This is a genomic window from Kitasatospora sp. NPDC043949 (assembly GCF_056435365.1).
Genome location: NZ_JBWKEQ010000035.1, coordinates 80,466 through 91,310 on the forward strand (window position 1 = coordinate 80,466; position 10,845 = coordinate 91,310).

The 10,845-nt window shown below is 72.3% G+C and carries 8 protein-coding genes; 2 read left to right on the forward strand and 6 right to left on the reverse strand.

The window, feature by feature from the left end; all coding sequences use genetic code 11:
• Nucleotides 1-92 precede the first annotated feature (92 nt).
• The gene (locus tag AC07AL_RS26190) at nt 93-1,025 is read left to right on the forward strand and encodes a hypothetical protein (RefSeq protein WP_363584438.1); all 933 of its coding nucleotides are present in this window, start codon (nt 93-95) and stop codon (nt 1,023-1,025) included.
• 161 nt (nt 1,026-1,186) lie between these two features.
• The gene (locus AC07AL_RS26195; protein WP_331744786.1) at nt 1,187-1,825 is read left to right on the forward strand and encodes a flavin reductase family protein; all 639 of its coding nucleotides are present in this window, start codon (nt 1,187-1,189) and stop codon (nt 1,823-1,825) included.
• Nucleotides 1,826-2,333: 508 nt separating this feature from the next.
• On the opposite strand, the gene AC07AL_RS26200 is transcribed toward AC07AL_RS26195, so the two are convergent.
• The 6 genes from AC07AL_RS26200 to AC07AL_RS26225 form a co-directional block, all read right to left on the reverse strand.
• Nucleotides 2,334-3,065, reverse strand: a complete 732-nt coding sequence (locus AC07AL_RS26200; RefSeq protein WP_363584440.1) for an SMI1/KNR4 family protein — start codon at nt 3,063-3,065, stop codon at nt 2,334-2,336.
• 272 nt (nt 3,066-3,337) lie between these two features.
• Nucleotides 3,338-3,724: a hypothetical protein gene (locus AC07AL_RS26205; RefSeq protein ID WP_363584442.1), complete on the reverse strand. Its 387-nt coding sequence runs from the start codon at nt 3,722-3,724 to the stop codon at nt 3,338-3,340.
• Between the two features lie 5 nt (nt 3,725-3,729).
• The gene (locus AC07AL_RS26210) at nt 3,730-6,267 is read right to left on the reverse strand and encodes a penicillin acylase family protein (RefSeq protein WP_363584444.1); all 2,538 of its coding nucleotides are present in this window, start codon (nt 6,265-6,267) and stop codon (nt 3,730-3,732) included.
• Between the two features lie 108 nt (nt 6,268-6,375).
• The gene (locus tag AC07AL_RS26215; RefSeq protein ID WP_331744780.1) at nt 6,376-7,692 is read right to left on the reverse strand and encodes an ATP-grasp domain-containing protein; all 1,317 of its coding nucleotides are present in this window, start codon (nt 7,690-7,692) and stop codon (nt 6,376-6,378) included.
• Nucleotide 7,693: 1 nt separating this feature from the next.
• Nucleotides 7,694-8,896: an argininosuccinate synthase-related protein gene (locus AC07AL_RS26220; protein ID WP_331744778.1), complete on the reverse strand. Its 1,203-nt coding sequence runs from the start codon at nt 8,894-8,896 to the stop codon at nt 7,694-7,696.
• Nucleotides 8,893-10,713, reverse strand: a complete 1,821-nt coding sequence (locus AC07AL_RS26225) for a non-ribosomal peptide synthetase (protein WP_331744777.1) — start codon at nt 10,711-10,713, stop codon at nt 8,893-8,895. Before AC07AL_RS26225 ends, AC07AL_RS26220 begins: the two co-directional genes overlap by 4 nt.
• Nucleotides 10,714-10,845 lie beyond the last annotated feature (132 nt).

A 10,845-nucleotide genomic window follows, 5' to 3' on the forward strand; every position in this document is an offset into this window, starting at 1 on the left:
TCTTCGGCACATGCCAACCACCAGAGCCACCGGATAATCTTCCCGGTTTGCGAGGCCCCCCCGGCGGCGCAGAGATTCGAGGCCACGTCACCATGAACGCACCACGGCTCGCCGCCCCGCTCGCGGCCCCGCTCGTAGCTGTCGTCACCTGCTGCCTGTTGCTCGCCTCCTGCTCCACTTCCACGAGCGGAGGGGGCGCCACCGGCACGCCGCCCTCCGCCGCCGCCGTCACGTCGGAGGCCGTACCCGGGGTCACACCTGAGGTCACACCTGAGGTCACACCTGATTTCACGCCCGGGGCCGCCACCGACGGCCCCGCCGTCATCTCCCTGCCGCTGGACCCGTACTTCCTCCCGCCCGCCGACGAGGCCCGGTTGCACACCGCCCTGGACCGATTGGTCGCCGACTGCCTGCGAAGCGCCGGCCTCCAACCGCCCGCCCCGGCCGGCGTCCAGGCACCCCTGCTGGGCCGGTACGAACGGCGCTACGGTCTGACCAGCGCCACCGGCGCCCGCACCGTCGGCTACCACCTGCCCGACCACCCGGCCCCGACGCAGGCACCGCTCTCCCCGGCACAGATGAAGGCGCTCACCGGCCCGCAGGGCTGCCAGGAGTCCGCCGCGCGGCGGATCACCGGCACTACCGGCTACCCGGGAGACGCCTACGTGGTCCGGTCGGCCAACCAGGAGTCCTTCGAGCAGTCGGCGAAGACGCCGGAGGTCGTGGCCGTCGTCACCGCGTGGTCCCGGTGCATGAAGCGGGCGGGGTACGACTACGCGACGCCGCTCCAGACCGGCACCTGGCCGTCCGAACGAGCCACCGGCGAGGAACGGACGACCGCCCTCGCGGACGTCGTCTGCAAACAGGAGACCGGGCTCGTCCGGATCTGGAACGAGGCCGAGACCGCCGTCCAGCGCACCCTGATCCAGCAGAACGCCACCGCGTTCGACGGCGTTCTGGCCGAACGGCGGCGCATGCTCAGCGAAGCGGACGCCGTCCTCGGCCGCCCCGAACCCGGACCGTAGCGTCGTCGTTGCCGTTGCCGCTGCCGTCTTCGACCGCACTCGGCCGAAACGCGGTGTCACATTTCCGCCAGCGCAGGTGTCTCGCCCACGAGAGAGTCGGCGACGGTTCGTGTTCCTGATCGCGGACCTGTTCGTCCGGCACTTCGCGAAAGGCACAGCGCATGCACGTCGTCCCCGGGCTCAAGGTCCTGTACTTCGGAACTCCGGTGGTGCTGATCAGCTCACTCAACGAGGACGGCACGGCGAACCTCGCGCCGATGTCCTCGGTGTGGTGGCTGGGCCAATCCTGCATGCTCGGTCTCGGCAACAACGGCCAGACCACCGCGAACCTGCTGCGGGAAGGCGAGTGCGTGCTCAACCTGCCCTCGTCGGCGATGGTCGATGCCGTCGACCGGATCGCGCTCACCACCGGGAAGCCGGTCGTGGCGGACTACAAGGTGAAGCAGGGCTACCGGTACGAGCCGGAGAAGTTCTCGGTCGCGCAGTTGACCGAGCAGGCGTCGGACCTGGTCCGGCCCCCCAGGGTCGCGGAATGCCCGGTCCAGCTGGAGTGCAAGGTCGTCTCGGCCCACCCCTTCGGCGGTCCCGAGCCGCACGCGACCGCCTTCGAGGTCGAGGTCCTTCGCGCCCATGTCGAGGAGAGCCTCGTCATCCCCGGGACGCACTACGTGGATCCGCTCGGCTGGGATCCGCTGATCATGAAGTTCTGCGAGTTCTTCGGCGGGGGAGCCAACGTTCACCCGTCGAGGCTCGCCGAGGGCTGGAACATGCCGCACCAGCTCCAGTCGACGACCGTCTGAGCGGGCATCTGGAGATTGCGTCGGCGTCCGGATCGTGCTGCGTTTCGTTCGTCCTCCTACCAGAGGGTGGCCGGTCCCGCGAGGACCCAGCCGGCGTTGGTGGGCTTCACCCAGAAGCTCAATGACACCTCGATGATCCGCGCGCGGTAGGTGATCTCGACGTAGAAGCCGGTGCCCTCGTGGCCCCTCGGGGATCCGGCCGGCTCGGAGCAGACTGAAGTAGCGACAGACGACCGCTTCGACGTCGGCTTTGGCAGGGCGCTCCGTCCAGATCTTCACCGTGGGATTTTAAGGGAGCGCCTTACGGATCCCGCTCTCAGCACGGGAAGTCGGCCGGTCCGACTTCCCGTGCTGCGAAAGCCCCAAGCGCCGCTGCCAAGCCCTGTCCCGGAGTTCATCACTCCAGTCTGCTCACATCACTGCCGCCTGGTGACCGTTCCCTGCCGATCACACTGCCGTGGCCCCTGCCAGGGCCCTGGCGATGACCGGCGCCTTCGTGGCCAGTGGGCTACCGACCGCGGCGGTTGTCCTCCCAGTCGTCGAACCAGCGGAGCCAGATGGGCGTGCCGACACCGCGGTGCCACTGGTCGCGAGCGGCTTTCTCCAGCTCCGGGGTCGTCAGACCCTCCTCGTGCTCCAGCCAGTCGATGTACCACTCGCCGAAGCCGGCCGGTCGCCCCGCATCCGTCAGCAGCGGGTTGAGGCGATCGCAGGTCGGCCGGCCGTCGAACCACATACTGCCGCGATCCGGACCGCTGACGATGAGCAGGGTGCTGAAGTTGTGGCCATGGCCCGCCAGAAACACACCGCCCGTGACCCGGTCCCGTTCCGCCGCCTCCACGGCCTCGTTCCGAGCGTCCCGGGCGGCTTCGAAGTCGGCAGGGTTGGCGTAGTCCTCTTCCCGTACGAACTTCTCCCACACCTCGTCACTCGCCGCCAGCGCGGTGTCGTGATCGGGGAACGGCACGTGCAGCCGCTCCAGTTGGGTGTCCGCGTCCTCTGCCCAGTGCCATCCGTCGGGTCCCCGCCGCAACTCCCTGGGCCACCGTCCACCCGCACTCACCCGCAGCAGGAACTCCCGGTAGTCCGCCGGAAACGTGATCCCGAACTGCCGCTCCGCCTCCACCACCTGGACTTCGGTCAGCGGCGCAGCCAGCTCAGCCCCCGGCCCGCTCCACCCCTGCTCCTCGCGCACCGCGCGTACCCGCCCCCGGACGTCGTCCCAGTCAATGCTCTGCATGATCGGCCAGGATATGACCTTGGTGTTTCAAGGCCCTGGCGGCCGGGGGTGCTGCTGAGGATCTGATTCAGGCGGTGATTCGAGGCACTGCTGAACACCTGGGACGGGGGGTTCGACCTCAGCTCCGTCTGGGCGGATGTGGGCCCGGAGTCCCGTGGATACGTCGGCCGAGGCCGTCGACTTGGTCGGCAAACCGAAACCGAGACCACGGAACGACGATGGCCCGGGCCGCTGAGCGGGCCGGGCCATCGTTTGTCTTGGTGGGGGTGGGGTCAGGGGGTGGGGCGGAGGGTGGCGGTGGTGGTGCGGGCCAGCCAGACGCCCAGGAGGGCTTGGAGGAGGCTGATCAGGAGGGTTGCGGTGATCATCAGGGAGGCGAGGGCCGGGAGGCCGGCGAGGGCGGCGAGGGTGCGGGCGGTGCCGGCCACGGCTTCGCCGGTGGCGGCGCGCCACAGGAGGGGGGCGGCCCAGCCGGCGAGGGCGGCTGTGGTGGCGGTGAGGACGGCGGTGCGGGCTCGTTGGCCGCGCAGGGCGGTGACTGCGCCGAGGGCGAGGCCGCAGAGGAAGGGGAGGTACCAGAGGGAGTAGAGGGAGCCGAGGGCTATGACCACGGTGGCGAGGAGGGTGGGGAGGAGGGTGCGGAGGTGGGGGGTCGTCATGGTGGTCAGGCTCCCGGTCGCAGGGTCCACACCTTGGTGGAGGCGGGTTGGTCGGCGGCCATCAGGAGCGGCGGGTTTCGGCCCTCCCACCAGTACGGGATGAAGTTCCGGTACCAGGGTGAGGCCGGGTTCTCGCTCTGGCCGCCGGGGTAGACGGCCTGCGCGGTGGCAGTGTTCGGGCCCTTCCAGTCGACGACCATGCGCCAGCTCGGGCCGAAGGTGGAGTTCATGCCGCCGTCGGCCGCGTTGACGGTCCAGCGGTCGCCCTCGGCGGGCTCGGGGCCGTAGCCGAGGGCTTCGGCGCCGGTGAGGGAGGGGATCTGCCGGGTGTGGACGCGGTCCCAGGTCCAGGTGGCGGGGTCGTTGCCGAGGTCCTGGGACAGTTCGGAGACGGCTTGGGCGAAGGCGGTGCGCATGGCGTCCGTCGCGGTGCGGGTCGGGCCGCCGGGGGAGGTGAAGGCCGGGTTGGTCGGGTCGTGCAGGGTCCAGGCTTCGAGGTTCTCGTCGAGGCTGGGCAGGGCGCTGGAGACCTTGAGGTACAGGCGGTCGCGTTCGACCGGCACCTTGGCGTGGTTCCACCAGGGCTGGAAGGTGGTCTCCAGGTAGTCGTTCCAGAAGGTCCACCAGATCGGGCCGCCGGCGACGCCGGGTTTCATGGTGTGGTCCCAGCGGTTCAGGACGTCGAGGGCGGCCTGTTGGCGGGGGTCGAGCTTCTGGTCGGCCAGGGCGGTCTTCAGGTGCGGCAGGATGACGGTGGCGAGGTAGTCCGTGACGTCGTTCTGCAGGGTGGTGAAGTCCGCGCTGGTCATCGCCTGGTGGCTCTCCAGGTACTGGTAGATCCGGTTGGCCCGGTAGCCGTTGTCGAAGGCGTTGAGCGTGGTGCCGATGTAGTACGGGTAGTCGGCGGAGACGGGGCGCTGGTTGGCGGTCGCGACCACGTGGTTCGGCGGGTTGTAGACCTGCGGGGTGGCGTCGAAGGGGATGGCGCCGACCACGTCGTACTCGCCGGTGCCGGGCAGCGGGAACCAGGGGTTGCCGCCCTTGGTCAGGGGGAAGTACCCGGCGGCGACCACGCCGATGTTGCCGCCGCCGTCGGCGTAGGCGAAGTTGAGCGTGGGGGCGTGCCAGTCGGCGAGCGCGGTGCGGAACTCCTGGTAGTCGCGGGCCTTGTTGACGGAGAGCAGGACGGCCAGGTCGGGGGAGGGGATGTTGCCCATCCAGCTGACCGAGGTGGTCTGCCCGGCCCGGGTCAGGACCGGCCCGTGCACGGTGAGGTCCACGGCGAGGTGTTCGGTGTCGCCGCCCCGGACCGGGATGGTGTACTCCACCCGCTGCATCGGGTGCCACGCGTTGTTCCAGAAGTACTGGCCGGGGTGGTCGGGGCTGGTCTGCTCGCTGTAGAAGACCGTCGACTGGTTCTGCCCGTCGGTCAGGGACCAGGAGATGTTGGCGTTGCGGCCGATCAGCACGCCGGGCATGCCGGCCATGCTGGCGCCGGTGACGTCGGTCTCCGGCGAGGACAGCGCGATCTGGTACCAGTACGAGGGCAGGGTCATCGGCAGGTGCGGGTCGCCGGCGAGCATCGCGTTGCCGCCCGCCACGGCCGGGCCGTTCGCCGCCCAGGCGTTGCTGTCCGGGAAGGTGTGGACCTGGGTGGCCGGGAGCGCGCGGATGGTGTCCAGCAGGGTGTGGGCCGCGGTCGCCTCCCCGGCGGGGTCGGGCTTCCCGGTGGGGGCGACGGGCGCGGGGCGCGGCTCCGACCGGTTGGCGGCGGCTTGGCCGTCGGGCCCGGCGGTGTTGACGTTCGGGGGCAGCGGCGCGATGCCGAGGTCGCGGTACGGTCCGACGTCGTACGGCCGTTGGTCGTTGGGCGCGTGGACCGGGAACCAGTCCATGGTGCGCTCCTCGCCGAGGGACTCCCGGAAGATCGCGTAGTCCAGCGGGGTGCTGGTGAAGTCCATGCTCTGGGTGAGGAGTTCCTGGATGACCAGGCTGTCGACCGGGGTCCAGTCGGCCGGGTAGACGCCGGTGAGGGAGAAGATGGCCGGCCACTGCCCGTTGTGGCGCAGCTCGGAGATCCAGGCGTTGACTCCCCGGGTGTAGCTGGTGAGGGCGCGGCCCGCCGGGCTGTCGGGCGCGGTGGCGGCCCAGGTGGCCTCGGCGGTGCGCAGGAGTCCCATCTGGAGTTCGAAGCGGTCGGACTCGACGCTCCCGGGCCCGTTGAGTTCCGCCAGGCGTCCGCGTCCGGCGCGCCGCTCCAGGTCGAGCTGGGCGAGCCGGAAGCGGGCGTGCAGGTAGCCCTGGGCCTGGAACAGGTCGGTGTCGGAGGCGGCCTTGACGGTGGGGACGCCGTTGTCGTCGAAGGCGACCGTCACCGGCGCGTTCAGGCCCGCCAGGGTGAGGGTCTCGGTGTGCGGGAGTTCGGCGCCGGCGGCGGAGTCCCACGCACCGGCCCCGGGGACGAGGGCGGTTCCGAGGGCCGGGACGGGCCCGATGCCCAGCGCGAGCAGCGCGAGGACCAGGCCGGAGACTACGGCTGCCACCGCCGCGTGGGTGGCTGTGCGTATGCGCCGCGGCAAGTTGACTCCAGGGGTGCGAGGTTGGGCGGGGTGAAGGGGGCTGGGGTCGAGGCAGGGGGGCTCAGGGAGCCGTCAGGACCAGAAGTCGGCCATCGTGCGGTGGATGCCCTCGACGGTGGCCCGGAGCTCGGGGTGCCCGGGGACCGTGCCGTAGACCGTGCCGATCAGCCACTCGGTGCCGGCCCGCCAGTCGGCCCGCCAGGACGGGTCGATCGTGGCGTCCACCAGGTCCACCCCGGGGAGGTGGTGGAGGCCGTCGAGCACCTCGCCGGGGCCGGGGGCGAGGCCGTCGGCGGGCGGGGAGATGAAGTACTGGAACGCCACCTTCGGGCAGCCTGCGCCCAGGGCGAGCACCGGCTGGGGCGGGTCGAACGCGCCGAGTGCCAGCCGGAGGGCGAGGGCGAGCAGGTCCGTCCCGGCGGAGCGCTTGAGGACGTCCGAGACGTGCCCGCCCAGGCGGCCGTTGACCTCGATCAGCCGCGGCCCGTCGGGGGTGAACTTGATCTCGGTGTGGGTGACGCCCTCGCGGATACCGAGCGCCCGCAGCGCGCGCTGCTCCAGGGCCACGACCTCGTCGGCCAGGCCGGCGGGGAGCAGGGCCGGGGTGAAGTAGCCGGTCTCCCGGAACGGGGGGGCCAGTGGCAGCTTGCCGGTGACCGCGACGGTGCGGATCTCGCCGTCGCGGATCGCGGACTCGACCGAGACGTAGTCGCCCCAGAACTCCCCCACCACGGTGGGGTCGCTCACCAGGTACTCCTCCAGCACGAACACCGCCGGGCTCGCCACGCCCTCGGTGAACTCGGCGTACCGGTCGGCCAGTTCGGCGGCGGTGCGGACCAGGCAGGTGTCCACGCTGCCGGCGCCCGAGCGGGGCTTGAGGACGGCGGGCAGCCCGGTCGCGGCGAGGGCCGGGCCGAGGTCGGCGGCGGAGTGGACCGTCCGGCAGGCGGTGGCCTGTACGCCCGCCGCCGCCAGGGCCTCGCGCTGGCGGAACTTGTCGACCAGGACCTCGACGGTGGCGCGGTCGTGGAACGGCACTCCGCACCGCGCGGCCACGGCGGACGCCGTCCGGAGCAGGTGGTCACTGAAGGTGATCACTCCGGAGGCGCCGAACTCGGCGGCCCGGTCGCACAGTTGCTCCTCGGTCAGGCCGGACGTGTCCACCACGGTGACCGACTTCGGCAGCTGGGCCAGGTCGGCGGCCACCTTCGGGTCGCCGAGGTCGCCGAAGAAGACCGCCGTGCACAGCCGCCGCCCGGCGGTCAGGACCCCGCGCGCGGTCGCCGAGCCCCGGCCGTAGACGACCAGCAGCACCGGGGGCGTCGGGGACGAAGGGGGCGTAGGGGACTCCGGGGGCGCCGGGTGGTCCGTCGGGTTCGAGCCGCCCATGTCAGCGCTCCTGCGGCTGGTTCGGGCTGAACGCCGCGCGCTCGGCGGCGACGGACCGGTGCTCCCAGGCCTCCCGGTCGCGCAGGTAGAGCGGCCGGTCGGCGACGACGGCCCGGGTCTCGGCCGAGCCCGCCGAGAGCCGCCACCGCACCGAGCCGGTGACGTGCGCCGAGCAGACCTCGATGAACGCCTGGCTGGCGCGGCGCAGTTCGCCGAACCAGCGGCCCTCCAGCGCCTCGCGGACCCACAGCTGCTCCTGGTTCAGCTTCTCCCGCAGCAGCTCGGCGGAGAGGGTGGCCGTCTCCAGGTGGCGGCGCGAGCGCAGCAGCAGCCAGGCGGCGGGCATCTCGCGGATCTCCAGCACCTTCGGCCCGTGGCCCAGGTGTTCGAGCCCGCTGTACCGGCCGAGGCCGTGCGCGCCGACCAGGTGGTTGAGGGTGTCGATCAGCTCGGTCAGCGGCAGCCGGCGGCCGTCCACCGCGACCGGACGGCCGGCCTCGAAGGCGACCTCGACGGCCTCCGGGGCCTCGGCGGGGCGCAGCGCGCTCCACTGGTAGAGCCGCTCGGGCACGGCGTGGTCCTCGGGGTCGTCGAGGATCCCGGACTCGAACTCCCGGCACCACAGGTTGGAGTCGCCGCTGACCAGCCGCTCGCTCAGCTGCTCCAGGCCGGCTTCCTTGAGCTCGCGCATCTTCTGGTCCCGGTCCACCGGGTCCAGGTCGTACGGGCTGCCGTAGCGTCCGGCGAAGCCGAGCAGTTCGAGGGCGCCGTTGAGCCGGCGCAGGGTGTTCTGGGAGCGGTTGGCGGTGTGCAGCACGGTGGTGGCGCCGAGTTCGCGGGCGGTGTCGACGGCGACCTTGGCGATCAGCGGGCGGCTGAGCGAGGAGCTGACCGGGTGGGTGTCGAGGTAGACGGCGTGCGCGGCGATGGCCGGGCGGACGTAGTCCTCGGCGAACTCCTGCCGGCCGTCGACCAGGTGCAGCCGGATGCCGAGCCGGTCGGCGATCCGCTGCTTGTGCTCGCTGCTCTCGTCCTCGCCGAGGTCGACGCTGACGGCGTGGACGTTGCGGGCGCCGGCCCGGGCCAGGCGGTGCAGCAGGTAGCTGCTGTCCAGCCCGCCGCTGAACAGGGTGACGACGGGGGCCGACGGATCGCGGGCGATCGCGTCGAGCTCGCCGAAGGAACGGACGACCTGGGCAGTCACCGCGATCCCTCCGGTCCCTGCTCGGCCAGGGCGGCGGTGAAGGCCGTCACCGTGGGCTCGTCGTACATCAGGTGCATCGGGACCTCGACGCCGAGCAGCGCCTCCAGCTTGCGGGTGGCGCGGACCACCTTGAAGGAGTCCCCGCCGATCTCGAAGAAGTCGTCGTCCGGGCCGATGGCGGGCAGTCCGAGGACCTCGCACCAGACCGTGGTGACGGTGGCGGCCACGCCGTCGCCGGGCGGTGCTTGCGGTTCGTCGGTGACGGCGGGCAGGACGGCCCCGGCCCGCTCGGTCAGCAGGGCGCGGTCCAGCTTGCCGTTGGCGGTCAGCGGCATCGAGTCGACGGTGGCCAGCGACGCCGGGACCATGTACGAGGGCAGGGCGCCGCGCAGCGTCTCGCGCACGGCGGCGGTGACGCTCGCGGGCTCGGCGCCGGGTGCGAGCACCAGGAAGCCGACCAGCCGGGCGTCGCTGCCGCGGCCGTGGGCCACCACGGCCGCCTGCCGGACCTCGGGCACCCGCAGGGCGGCGGACTCGATCTCGCCCAGTTCGATCCGGTAGCCGCGGATCTTCACCTGGAGGTCGACCCGGCCCAGGAACTCCAGGCCGCCCACCGGGTGGGTGCGGACCAGGTCGCCCGAGCGGTAGAGCGGGCCGGGGCCGTCGCCGAGGTGGTCCGGGACGAAGCGCTCCGCGGTGAGCTCGGGCCGGTTGAGGTAGCCGAGGGCGAGGCCCTCGCCGCCGATGTAGAGCTCGCCGGGCTCGCCGTCCGGTACGGGCTTGCCGTCCTCGTCGAGGATCCACAGGGTGGTGTCCTCGATGGCCGGGCCGATGTAGACGGTGTCCAGGCCGGGGTCGCGCGGGGGCACCCAGGCGGTGCAGTAGATGGTGCACTCGCTCGGCCCGTAGAGGTTGGTGAGCGGCGCGGTGGACTGGGCGTGGAAGCGGCGGACCAGCTCGGGCGCGAGCGGCTCGCCGCCGGTGAGGACGCGCCGCAGGCCGTCGAAGCGCTCCTCGGGCCCGCGGGCCAGCAGGAACAGCTCCAGCAGCGAGACCACGCAGTAGAAGATGGTGATGTCGGCGGCGCGGATGGTCTCGGCGAGGTAGTCGGCGTCGCGCTGGCGGCCGGGGGCGGCGATGACGATGGTGGTGCCGGTGATCAGCGGCCAGTACACCTCGATCAGGAACATGTCGAAGCTGCACGCGGTGTGGTGCAGCATCCGGTCGTCCGGGCCGAGTCCGTGGCTGCGCTGGAGCGCCCGCAGGCGGGTGGTCACCGCCCGGTGCGGGATCAGCGAGGCCTTCGGCCGGCCGGTGGAGCCGGAGGTGTAGATGACGACCGCGGGCTGCTCGGCGAGGTCGGCCGCCGGCTCGAACGGGCCGGCCGGGCGGGCCGCCGCGCACTCGTCGACGGTGACGACCTCGGTGCCCGGCAACTCGGGGAAGCGGGAGCGCAGTTCGGGGGTGGTGATCAGCAGCCGGGGCGTGCAGTCGGCCAGCATGTCGAGGGTGCGGGCGACCGGGTCGTTGACGTCGAAGGCGACCTGGGCGGCGCCGGCCAGGATCACCCCGGCCACGGCGACCACGAAGTCGGCCGAGCGCTCCAGGTAGACCGCGACCCGCTCGCCCGGGCGTACCCCCCGCTCGCACAGCAGCGAGGCGACCCGCACGGTGCGGTCCCTGAGCTCGCCCGCGAGCAGGACCCGGTCGCCGTCGACCACGGCGGGCTGCGCCGGGTCGGCCTCCCAGCGGGAGAGCAGCAGGGTGTCGAGCCGTCGTTCGCCGTCGTCGAGAATCGTGGCCGTAGAGCTAGCCATGGAGGTTGTGTCCAATCGGTGTGGTCGGTGCAGGGGCGGGGGGGGGGGGGGGGGGGGGGGGGGGGGGAGGGGGGGGGGGGGGGGGGGGGGGGGGGGGGGGGGGGGGGGGGGGGGGGGGGGGGGGGGGGGGGG

What these genes read in the sequence shown, in the direction of transcription:
- AC07AL_RS26190 (WP_363584438.1), top strand. Translation starts at nt 93, where the DNA reads ATGAACGCACCACGGCTCGCCGCCCCGCTCGCGGCCCCGCTCGTAGCT.
- AC07AL_RS26195 (WP_331744786.1), top strand. Translation starts at nt 1,187, where the DNA reads ATGCACGTCGTCCCCGGGCTCAAGGTCCTGTACTTCGGAACTCCGGTG.
- AC07AL_RS26200 (WP_363584440.1), bottom strand. Translation starts at nt 3,065, where the DNA reads ATGCAGAGCATTGACTGGGACGACGTCCGGGGGCGGGTACGCGCGGTG.
- AC07AL_RS26205 (WP_363584442.1), bottom strand. Translation starts at nt 3,724, where the DNA reads ATGACGACCCCCCACCTCCGCACCCTCCTCCCCACCCTCCTCGCCACC.
- AC07AL_RS26215 (WP_331744780.1), bottom strand. Translation starts at nt 7,692, where the DNA reads ATGGGCGGCTCGAACCCGACGGACCACCCGGCGCCCCCGGAGTCCCCT.
- AC07AL_RS26225 (WP_331744777.1), bottom strand. Translation starts at nt 10,713, where the DNA reads ATGGCTAGCTCTACGGCCACGATTCTCGACGACGGCGAACGACGGCTC.